Source organism: Streptomyces sp. NPDC001530, from assembly GCF_042894545.1.
In the GTDB taxonomy this organism is placed as follows: Bacteria; Actinomycetota; Actinomycetes; order Streptomycetales; family Streptomycetaceae; genus Streptomyces.
In genome coordinates this window covers 272,840-291,010 of sequence record NZ_JBIAVS010000004.1, presented here as the reverse complement: position 1 = coordinate 291,010, position 18,171 = coordinate 272,840, and the positions used below count along the sequence as shown (strand labels likewise).

The following is an 18,171-nucleotide window of genomic DNA, read 5'->3' as shown; positions in this document are numbered from 1 at the left end:
CGGTCCGTGAGCAAGCGACCCGGCCGGTGGAAGGGAGAGGAGGCGGCCCCGTGAGTCCCCGCTATGAAGTCGTGCTGCGCCGCGTCGGCCGATGGTGGGCCGTCGATGTCCCCAGCCTCGCCCTGCACACCCAGTGCCGCACCCTCGAAGAGGCCGATGACTTGGCGCGCGGCCTCGTCGCCGAAACCGTCGGTGCCCCACCAGACGCGATCGTCCTGGACCTGATGGTGCCCGAACTCGCGCCCGTGCTCGGCTCGGTGGCAGAAGCGCGGCGCCGCAGGGCGGCAGCGGTCGCCGCCGAACACCAGGCGATCACCGTCGCCGTCCACGAGCTCGTGGCCAGCCTGCGTCTGAGCCAGGGTGACGCCGGCCGCCTGCTCGGCATGTCTCCGAGCACGGTGGCCCGCTTCACCCCACCGCGTGGTTCGGTGACCACCGCCACCGGGCAGCTCACCCCGGTGCCCGCACCGAGCCCGCCACGACCGGGCCCCGCCCCGCCTCCCCGCTCGCGCCCCGGCCCCGCCCAACGACCGCGGCAGGCACTCTCCCCCGCCCGCCCCACCTGGGCGATCCCGGATGACGACCCCAGGGGCTGAGCCCGACGGGCCTTCGCGCCCAGGCGACCCGGCCAACTTATGGCGACGACAAGTACCCATCGCCACAAGAGCGTTGCTCTCGCAACATCCGCCGTCACCGGCCCACAGGGCAGGTCGAAGGACGACATCCCGCTCGCTCCCCTGTTTGGCCCGTGATCGGTGTCCGTGACTGTTGTGTGGAGGGGCCACCGAGTATTTGGGAGGCCGTTGCGACGTGTCGTACGCTCCCGGGGCACTGGCCGGCCATTGGGGGGACGGACGTTGGGACGACGAGGGCATGCTCAGCGCGTGTCGGCGGACGATCCTGCGCTGGAAACCGCCGTCGCTCAGGCCCAGGACGGTGACGAGACCGCGTTCGCCGCGCTGTACCGGCTCGTCCAGCCGGGTCTGCTCGGCTACCTGCGCGGGATCGTGGGTGACGGCGCCGAGGACATCGCCTCCGCTGTATGGCGGGAGGTCGCCCGCGAGCTGCCACGGTTCCGCGGCGACGGGCCCGGATTCCGCGGGTGGACGGCGAGCATCGCCCGGCGCCACGCGCTCGGCCACCTGCGGCGTCGCGGCGCATCGTCCCGCTCGTCGGGACGCTCCTTGGCACCGCCCGCCGCCCATACTCCATACGGAGCGACGCTGTCTGTCGAGACGGCCCAGGCCCTTGTCGCCCGACTGCCCCGCGCCCAGGCCGAGGCGGTCCTCCTCCGCCATGCCGTACGCCTGGATGAGCCCGCGGTGGCCCGGTTGATACGCAGGCCCCGCTCTGTCGTACGGGTGCGGGCCCGCCGCGGCTTGAGGAACCTGGCCCGTCTGCTCGCCCCCGACGATGTGACGCATGATGTCGCGCGGACGCTGGGGGAACCGAGATGAGCACCGATCGGAACGGGGATGAACCGTTGAGCGGCGAAGTCTGCAGGCGCGAAGGCGCCCCGCATCCCGGTGCGCCTGAAGGCGCCAGCTCCTCGACCGGCCTCGATGACGCGTCCGCCCTGGAGAGGACGGCCGAACGGATCGGCGAGGCACTGCGGCAGCAGCCAGTGGACGACACCGCGGAGCAGGCCGCCGTCGCGGCGTTCCGCAGCGCCCGCACGGCGGGCGACCGGGCCGTGCGCACCCGGCGCCGGGACGACTGGCGCCCACGGACCCAGAAGCAGCGATGGGCGCGCGGCGGAGCGGTCGCCGTCGTGACGAGCGCGCTGCTGGGCGGCATCGCCTTCGCCTCCATCCGCGCGACGGACACGCAGCAGCACTCCACTCCCGATCCCGGCACCAGCCACAGCACTCGCCGGCCACCGGCGCACCCGCCCGGCGAACAGGGTTCCCTTTCCGCCGGGCCCAGCACTGCACCGACCACGCGCGCACAGCATCCCGACACGGCAAAGGACGTCGAGGCGCACTGCCGCGCCTACGAGAAGGTCGAGAACCGTGGCCACGCCCTGAACGCCACGGCGTGGCAGCGCCTCGTCCAGGCCGCGGGCGGCGAAGAGCACGTGGCGGCCTACTGCGCCCAGTCGACGAGTTCAGCAGACGAGACCACCCCGTCGCCGACGAAGGCGAACAAAACCGGGAAAGGCCAGAGCAAGCCGAGCGCCAAGGCCAAGCTGTCGAAGGGATCCTCCAACCAACCCTAGGCAGCACCTGTCAGGCCAACCTAATCACTGTGAGTAGGTTGGCCATCAGGTCCTCGCGCATCTGCCGAGTGATGTGCGAGCAGCGCGCCCGCACCGATCCGTCGATGTGCCCCGTTCATCCATCAGCGTCGGCGGGGTGCGGAACCCCCATGCGCGTCTTGGCCGTGTGGCGCAGTCCGTGAGGTGCGAGCCCCTTCGCGGACTTCCCGCCGACGCGCAATCCAAAAGGGCGCCGTCAGCGTACTGATAAAGAGAGCCGCAACCCGGGGATACGCCCCGGTCGGCTGGTTCCCGTACAGCGGGGATCTTGGCTGCAAGACGTGCTTCTCGTAGGTGCGCGGCGACGCCTGCGACCGCGCCGCTCATCCCTTGCGGCTGCGGCTGCCATCTCGTGCCGCTGAGAGCTGCGCGAGACGATGGAGGAAAGGTGCATCCATCATGCGAGCACAACGCGCGAGGCGTCTCGCCGCGGTGTCCGCCGCCGGCATTCTGATGGCCAGCGGCGCTGTGACCGGCGCAGCAGGCACGGCCGCAGCAGCAGCCCCTGCCGTGGACACTCATGTGACCACCAACTGGTGCGGCGACCGCGATGACTGGGGCGGGCGCTGCGACCACCGCTCCGACCACCGCTCCGACCACCGCTCCGACCACCACAGGTTCCGCTTCGACCACCGCTTCGACCACCACCGCTTCGTCTTCAACCACGGAGGTGTCGTGATCATCGTGCTCTAGTACTCCCTTGGACACAGCGTCGAGTCAGTGCGCGCCGCAATGTCGCGATCGGTTCGCCGGGAGTCCGTTCCACGGCCGGGGTCAGGTGGGGATCTTTCCCCCATCTTGTTCGGGACGAAGAGGTCGTGGGTTCACATCCCGCCACCCCGACAGCTGAAACAGCAGGTCAGGCCCGGTTTCCTTCTCCGGAACCGGGCCTGATGCGTTCTCCGGGGGCATCCCGGGAGTGAGCGGGGAGTGGATCAGCGGTCGGCTGTCTGTTGTCAGCCCGGGCTCGACCATGCGTCTGGGCGGGGCGCCAGCACCGCGGAGACCACCGCGTCGGACGAGGTCATGACATCGGCCACGAAACGGAGACGCCCGATGTCGAGCCGGCGCAGTGCCGGACCGTGGTCGGCGGCGACGACGAGGGAGACCGCGAGCAGGAGAAGTCGCCACAGGGCCATCACCGGGCGGCGCATCGCGCGGGGCAGCTCCGCCAGGGAAGCGTGCAGTCGCTCGCAGTGGAACGGGACGTGGCGCTGCTCGTCAGACAGGATCCGTCCCGCCACATCCGAAGTGAGCGAGTCGTCGGTGCCATCGCGTAGGGCCCGGTAATAACGCAGCGCCACCACTTCCGCGATCATCAGCACCAGCAGTTCCAGGCGCAGGCCCATGAGACGTCGCAGCCGCACAAAGATCGTGTCGCTCCAGTGGCCGGTCAAGGTCGGTATGCCACCCGCAGCGAGCAGCCGAGCGAGCAGACGGGCGTGGTTTTGTTCCTCGGCGACGAAGAGCCGGACCGCCTGCGCGTAGTCGGCGTCGGCGGCCTGGTCCGCTTTGCCGATGAGGTTGGCGCCGTCACCGTCCTCGCCGACCTGGAAGCGCTGAATGCTGGCCCACACCGCTGGATGCAGCGTCGCGCTGTGCCCCCAGTCCGGGTCACCCTGGGTGCGCCTGCGCTCGCGCTCGTCCTCGAACCGCCGTGTCCACTTGGCGAAGCCGCCCGTATGCACCCGGTCTCCCCTCTCCGGGACACGGCCATCGTGCCCGGAGAGGGACGACGCCGGCGGACACCAAACCGTTCCACTGCTGCCCGACGCCCCGCAGTTCACACGTTCGCACGCACGCACCGTGCGAGAGGCCCGCCGGTCATCTGGTTGCTCCACATCGCGCGAGGTCACCTGCCTCGCAGCTGAGTGACCCCCCTGTCTTCTCAGCTGTCAGGGCCTGCCGTTAAGGTTTCGCCGCTGCTGTGCGGACGAATATGACGCTGTCCGTTCACCTTGGGGGAGAGGTCCGGCAGCTGTCCATTCACTTGTGGGGGCACATTGAACACGCGTACGCGTCGCAGATCCGCGGCGCTCACCACCGTCGCCGCGCTCGCGGCCGGTCTCGTCACCGCGCTTCCGGGGTCGGCGTCTGCCGTCCCCAGCAGCTGGCCGGCCACCGACGGGAAGCTGCTGTACACCGACGGCGGCGGCTGGATGAACTTCAGCAACACCGACGGGTCCTCGCGGGACGCGTTCGGCGCGTCCGGAAACCAGGGCGCCTGGTCAGCCGACGGCAGCCAGATCGCGTTCGTGAACGGCGACGAGATCCGCACGTCCTGGGCCGACTCGGAGACCACCGGCAACGACATCGCCATGCCGTCGGGCAGCGCCTGGCACCCGGCCGATCCGACCTTCTGGTACGGCGGCGGCGACGTCGTCTTCACGGCCGCCGGCCGGCTCCGGCTGACCGCGGCCGACGGCACCCGCACCCCGAAGGCGCTGTTCGGCACCGATGTCGACGGCTGCGACTCGCAGCCGAGCGGTGCCGTCAACGGCATGCTCGCCTTCGTACGGACGGGCACGAGCTGCGGCACCGCGGGCACCCCGGCCGTCTGGGTCTACAACGGCCGTTCCGGGGCGTTCACCAAGCTGGCCGACAACGCGCGTGAGCCGAACATCTCCGCCGACGGCCAGTCGGTGGCCTTCACTCGGCCGGTCGGCGGACACAAGCAGCTCTTCAGCGTCAAGACCGACGGCACCGGGCTGACCCAGCTCACCACGGACGCGACCGACCACAATCGTCCCGCCTGGTCCCCGCAGGGCGACCGGATCGCGTACGACATCTACTTCACCGGCAGCCCGGACACCGGCCCCAGCGGCCCGCAGGTCTGGCTCCACGACCTCGGCACCGGCACGGAGACGCAGGTCCCCATCGCCGACGGCACCAACGTCGCCTGGCAGCCGCTCCGGAACAACGCGATCTCCCGCGTCTGGGGCTCCGACACGTACGACACCAACATCGCCGCGTCCAAGTGGACCTGGAACACGGTCGGCAAGAGCACGCCTGGCCTGACGAACGCCAACGCGGCCGTGCTCATCAGCAAGTCCGATTCGGCGTACGCCACCACCGCGACGTCGCTGGCCGGCAAGAAGCGGGGGCCGGTGCTGATGACCTCCGGCACGGGCCTGGACTCCTCGGTGCAGACGGAGCTCACGCGCATGCTGCCGAAGGGCAGGACGGTCTACCTGATCGGCGGCACCAAGATTCTCAGCAGCACGGTGGCGTCCAAGGTGACCTCGCTCGGGTACGTGGCCAAGCGGCTGTCCGACGTCTCGCGCTACTCCACCTCGGTGGCCGTGGCCAAGGCCATCACCAGCACGCCGCAGTACGTCTTCCTGGCAACCGGCACCGACTACCACAACGCCCTTGCGGCAAGTTCCGCCGCCGGTGCCCTGGGCAGTTCGGGGACCGCGACCGTCCTGCTGACCGACGGTACGACCATGACGTCTTCGGTCTACGGGTACCTCAACAAGTACAGCCCGAGCACGACGAAGATCATCACGGTGGGGACCGACGCCGAGTCGGCGCTGGCCAAGGCGTACAACGCCGGCAAGATGCCGAACTGGCCCAGCTCGTACCGCTATTACCGGGTCGCCGGCGGCACGCCGCAGTCGAACGCCATGCGGCTCGCCGACTTCTGGTGGTCGCTGCCGTCGAACGCCGCGGTGGCCTCCGTGGGGAGCTGGCGCGGCGGCGTCTCCGCGTCGTCGGCGATGACCACCCACGGTCCGCTGCTGTGGACCGACGTCACCTCGCTGTCGTACGACACCAAGCGGTATCTGATGCGGATGTCGTCGAGCATGTACCACGTGGCCGTCTTCGGCGGCACGGGATCGGTCGACGCGTCCGTCATTCCCAAGATCGGTGCGGCCATCGGCGTAGGCACCCACTACGTCTACACGCCGTACTACAAGGGCGTGGCGCCGCAGACCACGGCTGCTCAGCAGCTGCCCGACAGCACCCTGTCCGCTCCGAGCCCGGACCTCGCGCCCCTGCAGGTGACGGCCACGAGGTAATCCTCACGCCCCGGCGGGCGCGTCCGGCAGCTTGCTGGGCGCGCCCGCGTTGCCTCTCGTACCGAGCGCAGGGCAATGGTCCGCAGGAGATCGCGTACAACCCTGCGTCGGGGACGTGAGTCTTGCCGGTTGATGTGCGGGCGGGGGCGGACCGCCCGCTGCACCGTCCGGCCGACGCCAGCTCCTTCACGCGAGGTTCGGCGCGCCGCCTTCGTTCGGCGGTCGGCCCGGGCGGGGGCGTGCCGCGATGCGGGGCTGGCGGCGCTGGGCCGAGTAGTGGATCAGGGTGGGGGAAGGCACGCGGGGGTAGAGGCGGCCGTAGCGGACATAGTTGGCGCGGACCGTGGCGATGCCGTTCTCGGTGGGGGCGAGGTAGGACTGGTCGCCGCGCTGGAGGAGGGTGACGTACTGGCGGATCTGGAGGGCGTAGACGTCGTCGAGGGGGGCGTAACGGGACGTGCTGGCAAAGGAGATGCCCTCCATGCCCGCGTTGGCGAGCGTGACCATCAGGCGCCACTGGCGGACGTTCATCGCTTCGGACAGGAACCGGGTCAGGTGCTTCGCGGCGGTCGGTGCCGCGTCCTTGATGAGGAGTTCGATGCGTGCGTGGGCGGCCCGGGCGCGCATCACGACGCTCCTGTTCTGGGCGTAGGCCTCGTCGACCTCCACACGGGCCAGGTCGCGCAACAGGTCGCGGTACGTGTCGAGTTCGGCGTTGATGAGGCGGCAGGCGACCTGTGGTGGGCGTTGCAGGAGGGGGGCGATCTCCTGCAGCAGGGGTTCGTCCACGTCGACCACGGCGGGGGCGTGTTCCCGGTGGGCGCGCCGGAAGACGACGCGCAGGTGCTCGGTCAGCTCGGTCTGCCGGGCGACCGCGGCGGGGTGGCGGAGCAGGGCGCGGTCGATGACGGCGGGGCTGACGTTGAAGACGCGGGCCAGGTTCATCCGGACGGTTCCGTCGTCCCGTACCGGAAGCAGCGCGTCCCGCTCGATGTTGGTGTAGCTGCTGCGGCTGATGCCGACGAGTTCGGCCGTCTCGGTCACTGTGAGCCCGGCCTGGCAGCGCAGCCCGTGGATGTCCGCCAGCGCGCGCTTCGTGCGCAACTCGCGGGCCGGGATGCCGAAGAGACTGCTCAGCTCGGCGATCCGCTGGGGGTCCGGCTTGGAGGCGTTGTTCTCGTACGCGAGGATGCGGCTCTTGGAGGTGCCCAGGTGCTTGGCGACAGCCGCCGCGCTGAGCAGTCTGCCCTGTACGGGACGCGTCAGCCGTGCGAAGCGCAGCGCCTTGCCGTCGAAGTCCGCAGTACCACGAGCCACTGACACTGGCCCCTCTCGTCATCGCTTCAACCACCGCTACGGTACCGTTTAGGGACAGGATCGCGCCTAGCGATTCATCCGGGAGAGTGGTTCGCCCACTTTTTGCAGGTCAATCCCGGTGTTGCGGTACCGCTTAGAGCTGAATTGGGTTCACGGCGTACGGCGCGAGCGAGAGTATTGGGCGCAAGCGGGGAGGCTTTCCGGGGGGATCTCTATCGTGGGGACCGACCCTGGAGCGCGTCGCTCCGCGACGGCTTACCGAAAGTGACCGTGGACCCGTGTCTGGCGGGAACCTGAGCACGGGCCCACGTACCGGCTATTCGGTAACTGACGGCGGGTGAGGTCCCAACCTCATCCGCCGTTGCCGTACAGGTCGAGCAGCAGCCGGATCAGCCAATACAGGCACTCCCCGACCACGCGCACCCGATGCCCGCGCGACGCGCTACCGCGGTCCGGCTCTGCGAGGCCGCGCGAGCGAGAACCGTCGTCCTGATCCAGGGTTTCCGGGACCGATGGGTCCGGATCATCCGGGTCAGGGGGGACGGCGTCGTCCCGGTCGCTTGGCCGCTCAGAGCTAGCCACGTACCTGCTCCTCTCTGTTGGGATCCGGGCCGAATGAACCCGCGCGGAGCCCACCGGAACCGGCACAGAGAAGAGCTAGGGAGAGACTACCGGGTGACGGGGCCCGATCCCGTATCGCTCATGTGGGTTAACGGTGGTTCGTCAAGGGGCTGATGCCACAACTCCCGTGCTCTGGGGCACCTGTTCGGGTAGACGAGTCGACAATCGCGCGTGAGGGGCCACAGTTGCCTTCCATCTGAAGGGGCAGCCGCTCAAGTGCTTTGAAAATGACGGGCGTTGTTACCCTCAGGTAGGGCGAAAAAAGTGTGGGCAACATCTGCAACGGATCGCGGCGCGGGCGGGCCGCCTGCGCATGCGATGTACCATCTTCCGTTCATCTGGGGCCAGTTGCGCCGATGTACCCCCGCGATGCCGGTACGGTGAGCGGTCGCCCGTCGCCAAAAGAGCGCGGCCACGCGGGCGATGTCCGGGGGCATGGTCCGCCGCCTGCTGGGTCCCGTACCGAGACCGACGGGATCCCGGCCGTATCCTGGCGGTATGAGGCGGACCTCCTTCGCGAACTGGCCCTGTTCCATCGCCCGCACCATGGATCTGCTCGGTGACTGGTGGACGCCGCTCGTGCTGCGGGAGGCGTTCTCCGGAGTACGGCGCTTCGACGCGTTCCAGCAGTCGCTGGGGATCGCGCGGAACACCCTGGCGGAGCGGTTGCGGCGGCTGGTGGACGAGGGGCTGCTGGAGAAGGAGCCGTACCAGAGCGAGCCGGTGCGGCACGAGTACCTGCTCACCGCCAAGGGGCGGGATTTCTTCGGCGTGTTGATGGCCATGAACGCGTGGGGGGACCGCTGGCTCGCCGGTGAAGAGGGCGCGCCGATCGTCTTCCGGCACGAGCGGTGCGGGCACGAAGGGCATGCCGAGGTGGTGTGCTCCTCGTGCGGCGAGGCGATGACCGCGGAGGACACCCGACCGCGGCTCGGGCCCGGGTATCCGGCGCGGCTGGCCGAACGGGCCGAGGTGCGGGAGCGGTTCGGGTACCCCCCTCAGCCGTGATGGTCGGCGGTTCGTGGCTGTTCGTGGGCACTGACCGGCCCGCCCCTGTGGAACCACCCGTACCAGTACGGCAGTCTTCTCTTCCGTGGGGAACCCGGGGAACCTTCCGTCTCAGAACTCGTCGACCGCTGCCGCCGCGCACATGGTGGTGGCCGGGGACGACGCCCTGGCGCACCGGCTGGCCGCGGAGCTGCGCGGGGTGTACGGCGAGCAGGTGACCCTGGTCGTGCCGCCCGCCCAGCGGAGCGTGCGACCGCCGGTGGTGGGACGGACACGGGCCACGGCCCTGTTCGACCGGGTGTCCGCGGCGGTGAACCGCGCCTCCGGGAACGGTGAGTCGGGGAGCACCCGGACGCCCGAACCCCCGGGCTCCGAGCGCGTGTTGGAGGCCGCCGAGCTCACCGAGCCCGTGCTCGCCGAGGCGGGCGTCGAGCGGGCCGCCGCGCTGGCCCTCGTGTACGACGACGACGAGACCAACATCCGGGTCGCGCTCACCGCCCGGCGGCTCAACCCGCGCATCCGGCTGGTCCTGCGGCTCTACAACCGGCGCCTCGGCCAGCACATCGAGGCGCTCCTCGACCAGGCCTCGGCGTTGGCCACCGCGGGAGGCGCCGCTGCGGGAGGTGCCGCCGCGGGAGGCGCGGGAGCCGGAAGCGGTGGTGGCGGCGGTAGCGGTGGTGACCGTGGTGACGGTGAGGTGTTCGACGCGTCCACCACCGTGCTGTCCGACGCCGACACCGCCGCGCCCGCGCTGGCCGCGACCGCCCTGGCCGGGACCAGCAAGGTCGTCCAGACGGACGGTCTGATGCTGCGCGCGGTGGAGCGGCCGCCGCCGGGGCCCGGTCAGGTCGCCGATCCGGGGCTGTGCACGCTGGCGCTGCTGTCCGCCACGACCAACGATCCCGCCGGTGCCGACGGCTCCGAGAGCAGTGGGGCACAAGGGCCCCAACTCCTGCCCGACGAGCGGGCGGTGGCCGCCGCCACCGGGCGCGGGACCGTCGTACTGGAGAACGTGTCGTACTCGGGTCCCGCACTGTCCGCCGGGCGCAGTGTCGTGCCCTTCGGGTCGTTGCTGTCGCGGCGGCTGCGGTGGTCGTTCGCGGGGCTCGTGGGGTGTGTGGTCGGGCTCGCCGTCGCGTCGATGGTGGTCACCGGGGAGCATCCACTGCGGGCGACGTATCTGACGCTGCTCGATCTCTTCGCCATCAACGATCCCGCCCTTGGGCAGCCCGCGGGACGACAGGTGCTTCAACTCCTGTCCGGGCTCGTCGGGTTGCTGCTGCTGCCGGTACTGCTGGCCGCCGTACTGGAGGCGCTCGGGACGTTCCGCAGCGGGTCCGCGTTGCGGCGGCCGCCGCGTGGGCTGTCCGGGCATGTGGTGCTGCTCGGGGTCGGCAAGATCGGCACGCGGGTGCTGGCGCGGTTGCGGGAGCTGCATATTCCCGTGGTGTGCGTCGAGGCCGATCCGGAGGCGCGGGGGCTGGCGCTGGCGCGGCGGTTGCGGGTGCCGGTGGTGCTGGGTGATGTGACCCAGGAGGGCGTGCTGGAGGCCGCCAAGATTCATCGGGCGCATGCGCTGCTGGCGTTGACCAGTGCGGACACCATGAACTTGGAGGCCGTGTTGTACGCGCGCACCGTGCGGCCCGATCTGCGGGTCGTACTGCGGCTGTACGACGACGACTTCGCGACCGCCGTGTATCGGACGCTGCGTGCCGCGTATCCCGATGCGCTGACGCGGAGTCGCAGTGTGTCCCATCTGGCGGCGCCGGCGTTCGCCGGGGCCATGATGGGGCGGCAGATCCTCGGGGCGATTCCTGTCGAGCGGCGGGTGTTGCTCTTTGCGGCGGTGGATGTGGGTGGGCATCCGCAGTTGGAGGGGCGGACTGTGGGGGAGGCGTTTCGGGCGGGGGCGTGGCGGGTGCTGGCGCTGGACGTGGCCGCGTCGGGGGGACGCCAGGGTGATCCGGCGGCCTCCGGGTCGGTGTCCTCCGGGTCGGTGTCCTCCGGGCCGGTTTCCTCCGGGCCGGTTTCCTCCGGGCCGGTTTCCTCCGGGGCCGGGCGTCCCTCCGGGCTGGTGTGGGACCTTCCCTCCACGTATGTGCTGCGGGCCGAGGACCGGGTGGTTCTTGCCGCTACGCGGAGGGGGCTGGCGGAGCTGTTGGGTCGGCGGCCCCGGGAGCGGGCGGGGGCGTAGGGCGGTTTATCGCCCCCTCCGCCCCTACCCGTCCCGTACCTGGGGGGCTCCGCCCCCCAGACCCCCCGGGTTGTTTTCGGCTGCGGGTGGTGGGGGCTGGTCGCGCAGTCCCCCGCGCCCCTTGCGGGGCGCTCCCAGAGTCCCGGTGGTTACAGGTCCAAATGGCGCTGTGCGAAGTCCAGTTCCAGGCGGACCTGTTTGATGCGTTCGTCTACGACCAGGGAGCCGTGGCCGGCGTCGTAGCGGTAGACCTCGTGGACGGCTTCGCGGGCGGCGAGGCGGTCTACGTAGTTGTCGATCTGGCGGATGGGGCAGCGGGGGTCGTTGACGCCCGCGGAGATGTAGACGGGGGCCTTGACCGCGTCGACGTAGGTGAGGGGGGAGGACGCCTCGAAGCGTTCGGGGACCTCCTCCGGGGTGCCGCCGAGGAGCGTGCGGTCCATGGCCTTCAGCGCCTCCATCTCGTCGTGGTACGCGGTGACATAGTCGGCGACCGGGACGGCGGCGATGCCGAGGGTCCATGCGTCGGGTTGCGTACCGAGGCCGAGGAGGGTGAGGTAGCCGCCCCAGGAGCCGCCGGTGAGGATCAGGCGGTCGGGGTCGGCAAGACCGGACGTCACCGCCCATTCGCGGACCGCCGCGATGTCCTCCAGCTCGATCAGGCCGACGCGGTGCCTGAGCGCGTCGGTCCATTCGCGGCCGTAGCCCGTGGAGCCGCGGTAGTTGACCCGGACCACCGCGTAGCCGTGGTCCACCCAGGCTGCCGGGCCGGCCGCGAACGAGTCGCTGTCGTGCCAGGTCGGGCCGCCGTGGATGTCGAAGACCGTGGGGAGAGGGCCACTCGCCCCTGCCGGCTTCTGGACCAGGGCGTGGATGCGGCCGCCCGGGCCCTCCACCCAGACGTCCTCCACCGGGACCGATCCCGGGGACTTCAGACCGGGCGGATCGAGGACGATCTCACCGGTTGTCGAGCGGACCGTCGACGGCTCGGCCGCCGACGACCACAGGTACTCCACCGACCCGTCCGGGCGGGCCGTCGCCCCGGACACCGTGCCGGGCGGTGTCGGGACCTTGACCAGCTCGCGGGAGTCGAGGTCGAAGCGCCACAGGTCGCTGCGGGCCTCGAAGCTGTGGGCGATGAGGAGGGCCGAACCGTCCGGATACCACTCGGCCGCCACGTCGCCGGGGAGGCTGAGGTCCAGGTCCGTCTCCTCGCCGGTCGCCACGTCCCACACCAGCGGCTCCCAGCGGCCGCGCCGCTGATGCCCGATGAGCAGCCGCGTGTCCCCGTCGACCGGGGCGAAGCCCAGCACCTCCAGGCCCAGCTCGACCGTGCCGCCCTTGGTGTCGTCGAGCTCGGCGACCGTCGAACCGTCCGGGCGCAGCACCCGCAGCGTCGAATGCATCGCGTCGCCGTGCTCGGTGTGCTCGATCGCGATCAGCGAGCCGTCGTGCGAGAGGTCGCCGACCCCGGCCGACTCGCGGTGCCGGTAGATCTCCACAGGGGCCTCGCCGATGCGGGCCACATGGATCGTCGAGCCGTCGTCGTCCGTCGAGCGGCCGACGACCGCCGTACGCCCGTCCCGGCCGATGGCCAGCCCGGCCGGGTAGGAGGGTTCGAGGCCGGGGACTGCCGGGTCGTCGATGTCCCCATCTGAGGCGGCCCCACCTGAGGCGTGCCCACCCGAGGCAGCCCCACCCGAGGCGTCCCCGCCCGGGGCCGCTGCGGTGAAGGGCCGGCGGCGCCAGATTCCGAACTCGTCGCCGTCCTTGTCGTCGAACCACCAGATCCACTCGCCGTCCGGCGAGAGCACCCCGTCCGTCGTCCCGTTCGCCCGCTGTGTGACCTGGCGCTGCTCCCCCGTCGCGCGGTCCCACGCGTACAACTCGTACGTCCCGGTCGCGTTCGAGACGAACAGGGACCGGTGCGGGGCGTCCTCCGCCCAGTCCGGCAACGACACCCGTGGTGCCCGGAAGCGCTTCTCCCAGTCGGGCATGGCCGCCTGCTGCTGCTCGATGGGCCTGTTGCTCTCAGTCATGGCCCCATAGTGCCTGGCCCACCCGACCCCGCGCCGACGAGGTGCCCAGCCTGTGGACAACCGACGTCCGCAGCCTGTGGACAACCGGCCGATTGTCAGTGGCGGGGCGCAGACTTTGCCGCATGACCGATCTGCGCAAGACAGTCGAGAGCTACTGGGCCACCGCCGACGCCCGGGACTGGACCGGGTTCGCGGACACACTGGCCGAGGACGTCGTCTACACCCTGCCGCAGACGCGGGAGCGGATCAGCGGCAGGGAGAGGTACCTCCAGTTCAACCGCGAGTATCCGGGCGACTGGCACGTCCGGATCGAGCGTGTTGTGGCCGAGCCCGGTCAGGCCGTCACCTGGACCCACTTCACCGTGGGGCTGGAAGAGATGCACGCGATCACATTCTTCACGGCGGACGAGCAGGGGCGGATAGTCACGGTGACGGACTTCTGGCCGGAGCCGTATGAGCCCCCGGCGGGCCGCGAGCACCTCGTCGAGCGGTACTGAGCCCTACGCCGAGCCGTGCTGGACCGTACCCACCCCGCGGCCCGGCCCGACGCGGCGGCCCCGTACCGTGGGAGGCGTGTACCGGTTCCTGCTGACGCCCCGCTGGTGGGGGATCAACGTCTTCGTGCTCCTCGCCATTCCCTTCTGCGTCTTCATGGGTTCATGGCAGTTGGGGCGGTTCGAGGACCGGATGCAGGACCACCGGACGGCGAGCGAGCAGGCCGCTTCGACGAAGACGGAGGCGGCCCGTCCGCTCACCGAGTTGCTGCCCGTGGACAAGAAGACCTCCGGCCGGCAGGCCACCGCGACCGGCCGGTACGGCGAGCAGCTGCTCGTGCCCGACCGCGAGCTGGACGGCAAGCGCGGGTTCTATGTACTGACGATGCTGCGGACCGACACCGGCAAGGCGCTGCCCGTCGTCCGGGGCTGGCTGCCCGGTGACGCGGACCCGGCGAAGGCACCGGCCGCGCCGACCGGCGAGGTCACCGTCACGGGTGCGCTCCAGGCGTCCGAGAGCCCGGGGTCGAACGGCGTCAGTGCGGCCGGCGGTCTTCCCGAGGGGCAGACCGGCGCGATCAGCTCGGCGTCGCTGGTGAACCTCGTGCCGTACAAGGTGTATTCCGCGTGGATCACGCTCGCCACGGCCGACAGCGGGATGAAGGCGGTGCCCGCTACCGCCCCGCAGGACTCCGGCCTGGACCTGAAGGCGTTCCAGAACCTCGGCTACACCGGAGAGTGGTTCGTCTTCGCGGGCTTCGTCGTCTTCATGTGGTTCCGACTGCTGCGCCGCGAGGTGGAGTTCGCACGGGACGCGGCGCTGGGCCTGACCCCGGACGACTCCGAGGACCGGACCGCGCAGCAGACCGAGGACGAGAACACCCCCGCGTCACCGTCACCCACCGCCTAGGGTTCACGACGCCTAGGGTTCACGACCCGAGGCGCCTTACGGCACCTCACGGCGGAAAGCGCGACGCCGCTCAGGAAGCCGCCAGAATCCCCGTGTGATACACCGTGCCCGCGCACGCGTTGGACACCTTCGCCGCCGCCGTGGCCGCACCCGTCTCCGCCGTGTTCGAGATGACGACGCTGCCGTCCGCCACGCCGTCCTCGGTGACCAGCTGGGGCGAGGTGCCGCCGGTTTCGGTGGAGGTGCCGCCGGTGTCGGTGGTGCCCTCCGTGGGGGACGGGTCCGGCGAGGGTTCCGAGGTGGTCGGACAGGTCTCCGAGGGCACCCAGGCGAACTTCACCACGTACGAGGTGCCCGGCTGGAGCAGCAGGGAGGCGACCTCCGTGGAGGGGTCGGGCAGCCCGGTGGCCGCGTCGCCCGCCACATGGGTCGCCACGCCGATCTTGCTGGCGTCCGCCGCACCCTCCGCGGTCGCGCTCACGGTGCCCGCGCCGGTGACCGTACAGGCGGTCGTGGAGACGTTCGAGACGGTGAAGGAGCCGTAGACCGCGCCGGTGGAGTCCGGGTCGCCGATGGCGCCGGTGGCCCCGCCGAGCTGGGCCGCCGTACACGCGGTCGCCGCCGTGGCCGAGGCCGTCGGGTCGGCTCCGCCCGTGGTGGTGCCGCTGCTGCCGCCGCCGCTGCCCTTGCCCTTGTCCGGCTCGTCCTTCTGGTCGTTCTTGCCCGTGCCCTTGGAGGTGCCGGCGGAGCCGCCCGCGGCCTTGCCGTCGCCGCCGTCCGGGCCCTTGCCCTCGCCCGCGCCGCCCTGTGCCTGTGAGCTGTTGGCCGCTATGGACGGGTCGGCGTTGGACCCCGAGGAGTTCGAGACGTGCACGAAGGCGGGGACGGCCGTGCCGATGAAGAGTGCGGCGGCCGCCATGCCGACCACGGCCTGGCGCTTGCGGGCTCGTCTGGCCGGAACCGCGCGGCGCAGGTGCTCCAGGGTGCCGTCGGTGGGCTCGATCTCCTGGACGGCCTGGTGCAGCAGCCGGCGCAGCGCCAGCTCGTCCGAGCCGAGCCCCTCGGGGCCCTGGCCGTCAGGGCGGTTTCCGTCGGGGCCGTCGTTCACAGTTCCGTTCCCAGCATGCTGCTCGTGCTCGTCTTCGTAGGGCTCGTGCCGGTCCATCGGCTCATGCCACTCGTAGGGCTCGTGTCGGTCGTGGGTGTCACGTCGCTCGCTCATGCCGGGGCCTCCATGGCGATACGGAGCGCTGCGATGCCGCGCGAGCCGTACGCCTTCACCGAGCCGAGCGATATTCCGAGCGTCTCGGCGACCTGGGCCTCGGTCATGTCCGCGAAGTAGCGCAGGACGAGGACCTCGCGCTGGCGGCGCTGAAGGCCCTTCATCGCCTTGATCAGCGCGTCACGCTCCAACTGGTCGTAGGCGCCTTCCTCGGCGCTCGCCATGTCGGGCATCGGCTTCGAGAGGAGCTTGAGGCCGAGGATGCGCCGGCGCAGGGCGGAGCGCGAGAGGTTCACGACGGTCTGGCGCAGATACGCGAGCGTCTTCTCGGGGTCGCGGACGCGTTTGCGCGCCGAGTGCACCCGGATGAAGGCCTCCTGGACGACGTCCTCGCAGGACGCGGTGTCGTCGAGCAGGAGTGCCGCGAGACCCAGGAGCGACCGGTAGTGGGCGCGGTAGGTCTCGGTCAGATGGTCGACGGTGGTGCCCGCCGCCAGGCTGTCCTCAGCGCCGTCGCGCTGGTTCGGTATGCGGGCGGGCCGCGCTGCGGGCATGGGCGCGATCACCGGCATGCCGCCGGGCGTGCCGGGGCTGCGGAGTCGGCGGGGTGGACGGAGGGCTGTGCCCCTCGTCTGGACCGCGGTGAATTCGAGTACCTCTGCCACGCCAGTTGGACACGCGTCCCCCCAGGAGGGTTGTACGCATCAGGCATCGCTTTTGCGTCAGGCACCCCGTTTGACAATGCGTCAAATGCCCTCATGCGCACCAGCTCATCCCCTATGCCCCATATGCCATACCGCACCGGCCGCCCCCTGAATGGCGACCGCAAAGACGCTCCCCGCCCTCCGCGCGGTTGCGGAGGACGGGGAGGAAAATCTTCAAACACCGAACAGGGTCGATTCAAGTGGTCCGGACCATCGCCTTGACCACAGAACTCACACAGATCCTACAAACGAATCCCGCGACGGCCACCAAGATTCCGGCTGTCGGACAGCCAGAACGCAGAACCTACGCCCCGATGATCTCCGCCGCCACCAACTCCGCGATCTGGGCGGTGTTCAATGCGGCACCCTTGCGCAGGTTGTCCCCGCACACAAACAGTTCGAGGGCCGTCGAATCGTCGAGCGCCCGGCGCACCCGGCCCACCCAGGTCGGGTCGGTGCCCACCACGTCGGCGGGCGTGGGGAACTCACCGGCGGCGGGGTTGTCGAACAGGACGACTCCGGGCGCGGTGGCGAGGATCTCCCGCGCCTTCGCCACGGTGACGTCGCCCTGGAAGCGGGCGTGCACGGTCAGGGAGTGCGTGGTGACGACGGGGACGCGTACGCAGGTCACGGCGACCTTCAGCTCCGGGAGCCCGAGGATCTTGCGTGACTCGTTCCGTACCTTCATCTCCTCCGAGGACCAGCCGTCCTCGGCGAGCGACCCGGCCCACGGCACCACGTTCAGCGCCACCGGCTCCGGGAACGGCCCCGTCCGGTCGCCCACGGCCCGTCGTACGTCACCGGGGCTGGTCCCCAGTTCCGTACCGGCGACGAGCGACATCTGCCGGCGCAGGGTGTCGATGCCCGCACGGCCCGCGCCGCTGACCGCCTGGTACGAAGACACGACCAGCTCGCGCAGCCCGAACTCGGCGTGCAGCGCGCCCAGGGCCACGATCATGGACAGGGTCGTGCAGTTCGGGTTGGAGATGATCCCGCGCGGGCGCACGCGCGCCGCGTGCGGATTGACCTCGGGGACGACGAGGGGCACGTCCGGGTCCATCCGGAACGCGCCGGAGTTGTCGACGACGACGGCGCCCTTGGCGGCGGCGATGGGCGCCCACTGGGCGGCCACCTCGTCCGGTACGTCGAACATCGCGACGTCGACCCCGTCGAAGGCCTCCTCCGACAGGGCCACGACCTCGACCTCCTCGCCGCGCACGGCCAGCTTGCGGCCGGCCGAGCGCGGCGAGGCGATCAGACGGATCTCGCCCCAGATGTCCGCGTGCTGGGACAGGATCTGGAGCATGACCGTGCCGACGGCTCCGGTCGCTCCCACGACCACGAGCGTCGGTCCCACGGACCCCGTCGGTCCCATGGAGGGGG

The 18,171-nt window shown here is 70.7% G+C and carries 16 protein-coding genes; 9 read left to right on the top strand and 7 right to left on the bottom strand.

From position 1 onward, the window contains the following. The first annotated feature begins 50 nt into the window (after nt 1-50). The 4 genes from ACFY0T_RS09285 to ACFY0T_RS09270 all read left to right on the top strand — a co-directional run bounded on the left by ACFY0T_RS09285 (nt 51) and on the right by ACFY0T_RS09270 (nt 2,950). Nucleotides 51-596, top strand: coding sequence for a hypothetical protein (locus ACFY0T_RS09285; protein WP_388866422.1), 546 nt, complete (start codon nt 51-53; stop codon nt 594-596). A gap of 261 nt (nt 597-857) precedes the next feature. Beyond that, nucleotides 858-1,457 carry an RNA polymerase sigma factor gene (locus ACFY0T_RS09280; protein WP_388866420.1) on the top strand — a complete coding sequence of 200 codons (600 nt, stop codon included), beginning with the start codon at nt 858-860 and terminating at the stop codon, nt 1,455-1,457. Next, nucleotides 1,454-2,218, top strand: coding sequence for a hypothetical protein (locus ACFY0T_RS09275; RefSeq protein WP_388866417.1), 765 nt, complete (start codon nt 1,454-1,456; stop codon nt 2,216-2,218). The genes ACFY0T_RS09280 and ACFY0T_RS09275 overlap by 4 nt, the downstream gene beginning before the upstream one ends. A gap of 438 nt (nt 2,219-2,656) precedes the next feature. Continuing rightward, entirely contained in the window at nt 2,657-2,950 is a 294-nt protein-coding gene (locus ACFY0T_RS09270; RefSeq protein WP_388866414.1) for a hypothetical protein, read from the top strand. Between the two features lie 263 nt (nt 2,951-3,213). Here the strand turns inward: ACFY0T_RS09270 and ACFY0T_RS09265 are convergent, their stop codons facing one another. Beyond that, a complete protein-coding gene (locus ACFY0T_RS09265; RefSeq protein WP_388866412.1) occupies nt 3,214-3,945 on the bottom strand; it encodes a ferritin-like domain-containing protein in 732 nt (243 codons plus the stop codon). Nucleotides 3,946-4,260: 315 nt separating this feature from the next. Between ACFY0T_RS09265 and ACFY0T_RS09260 the strand changes: the two genes are divergently transcribed. Further along, nucleotides 4,261-6,279 carry a cell wall-binding repeat-containing protein gene (locus ACFY0T_RS09260; RefSeq protein ID WP_388866409.1) on the top strand — a complete coding sequence of 673 codons (2,019 nt, stop codon included), beginning with the start codon at nt 4,261-4,263 and terminating at the stop codon, nt 6,277-6,279. Nucleotides 6,280-6,465: 186 nt separating this feature from the next. Here ACFY0T_RS09260 and ACFY0T_RS09255 read toward each other — a convergent pair whose 3' ends face one another. Next, nucleotides 6,466-7,596, bottom strand: a complete 1,131-nt coding sequence (locus ACFY0T_RS09255) for a helix-turn-helix transcriptional regulator (RefSeq protein WP_388866406.1) — start codon at nt 7,594-7,596, stop codon at nt 6,466-6,468. Between the two features lie 351 nt (nt 7,597-7,947). Next, a complete protein-coding gene (locus ACFY0T_RS09250) occupies nt 7,948-8,178 on the bottom strand; it encodes a hypothetical protein (protein ID WP_388866403.1) in 231 nt (76 codons plus the stop codon). Between the two features lie 537 nt (nt 8,179-8,715). Here ACFY0T_RS09250 and ACFY0T_RS09245 point away from each other — a divergent pair. Together ACFY0T_RS09245 and ACFY0T_RS09240 are read left to right on the top strand one after the other, a co-directional pair. Then, nucleotides 8,716-9,225 carry a winged helix-turn-helix transcriptional regulator gene (locus ACFY0T_RS09245; RefSeq protein ID WP_388866400.1) on the top strand — a complete coding sequence of 170 codons (510 nt, stop codon included), beginning with the start codon at nt 8,716-8,718 and terminating at the stop codon, nt 9,223-9,225. A 142-nt stretch (nt 9,226-9,367) separates the two neighbouring features. Then, the gene (locus tag ACFY0T_RS09240) at nt 9,368-11,419 is read left to right on the top strand and encodes an NAD-binding protein (RefSeq protein ID WP_388867042.1); all 2,052 of its coding nucleotides are present in this window, start codon (nt 9,368-9,370) and stop codon (nt 11,417-11,419) included. A gap of 149 nt (nt 11,420-11,568) precedes the next feature. On the opposite strand, the gene ACFY0T_RS09235 is transcribed toward ACFY0T_RS09240, so the two are convergent. Beyond that, the gene (locus tag ACFY0T_RS09235) at nt 11,569-13,458 is read right to left on the bottom strand and encodes a prolyl oligopeptidase family serine peptidase (RefSeq protein WP_388866397.1); all 1,890 of its coding nucleotides are present in this window, start codon (nt 13,456-13,458) and stop codon (nt 11,569-11,571) included. Nucleotides 13,459-13,580: 122 nt separating this feature from the next. Between ACFY0T_RS09235 and ACFY0T_RS09230 the strand changes: the two genes are divergently transcribed. Together ACFY0T_RS09230 and ACFY0T_RS09225 are read left to right on the top strand one after the other, a co-directional pair. Next, nucleotides 13,581-13,955, top strand: coding sequence for a nuclear transport factor 2 family protein (locus ACFY0T_RS09230; protein WP_388866394.1), 375 nt, complete (start codon nt 13,581-13,583; stop codon nt 13,953-13,955). Nucleotides 13,956-14,031: 76 nt separating this feature from the next. Then, entirely contained in the window at nt 14,032-14,862 is an 831-nt protein-coding gene (locus tag ACFY0T_RS09225; RefSeq protein ID WP_388866391.1) for an SURF1 family protein, read from the top strand. A 70-nt stretch (nt 14,863-14,932) separates the two neighbouring features. On the opposite strand, the gene ACFY0T_RS09220 is transcribed toward ACFY0T_RS09225, so the two are convergent. The 3 genes from ACFY0T_RS09220 to ACFY0T_RS09210 all read right to left on the bottom strand — a co-directional run bounded on the left by ACFY0T_RS09220 (nt 14,933) and on the right by ACFY0T_RS09210 (nt 18,163). Further along, a complete protein-coding gene (locus tag ACFY0T_RS09220; RefSeq protein ID WP_388866388.1) occupies nt 14,933-16,084 on the bottom strand; it encodes a hypothetical protein in 1,152 nt (383 codons plus the stop codon). Then, complete coding sequence (locus ACFY0T_RS09215) at nt 16,081-16,656, bottom strand: SigE family RNA polymerase sigma factor (RefSeq protein WP_189188804.1); 576 nt, start codon at nt 16,654-16,656, stop codon at nt 16,081-16,083. Before ACFY0T_RS09215 ends, ACFY0T_RS09220 begins: the two co-directional genes overlap by 4 nt. Before the next feature lie 436 nt (nt 16,657-17,092). Then, nucleotides 17,093-18,163: an aspartate-semialdehyde dehydrogenase gene (locus tag ACFY0T_RS09210; RefSeq protein ID WP_388866385.1), complete on the bottom strand. Its 1,071-nt coding sequence runs from the start codon at nt 18,161-18,163 to the stop codon at nt 17,093-17,095. Nucleotides 18,164-18,171: the final 8 nt, after the last annotated feature.

Coding starts and splice junctions, on each gene's coding strand:
- ACFY0T_RS09275 (WP_388866417.1), top strand. CDS start 1,454: ATGAGCACCGATCGGAACGGGGATGAACCGTTGAGCGGCGAAGTCTGC.
- ACFY0T_RS09270 (WP_388866414.1), top strand. CDS start 2,657: ATGCGAGCACAACGCGCGAGGCGTCTCGCCGCGGTGTCCGCCGCCGGC.
- ACFY0T_RS09245 (WP_388866400.1), top strand. CDS start 8,716: ATGAGGCGGACCTCCTTCGCGAACTGGCCCTGTTCCATCGCCCGCACC.
- ACFY0T_RS09240 (WP_388867042.1), top strand. CDS start 9,368: ATGGTGGTGGCCGGGGACGACGCCCTGGCGCACCGGCTGGCCGCGGAG.
- ACFY0T_RS09235 (WP_388866397.1), bottom strand. CDS start 13,458: ATGACTGAGAGCAACAGGCCCATCGAGCAGCAGCAGGCGGCCATGCCC.
- ACFY0T_RS09230 (WP_388866394.1), top strand. CDS start 13,581: ATGACCGATCTGCGCAAGACAGTCGAGAGCTACTGGGCCACCGCCGAC.
- ACFY0T_RS09220 (WP_388866388.1), bottom strand. CDS start 16,084: ATGAGCGAGCGACGTGACACCCACGACCGACACGAGCCCTACGAGTGG.
- ACFY0T_RS09215 (WP_189188804.1), bottom strand. CDS start 16,656: ATGCCGGTGATCGCGCCCATGCCCGCAGCGCGGCCCGCCCGCATACCG.
- ACFY0T_RS09210 (WP_388866385.1), bottom strand. CDS start 18,163: ATGGGACCGACGGGGTCCGTGGGACCGACGCTCGTGGTCGTGGGAGCG.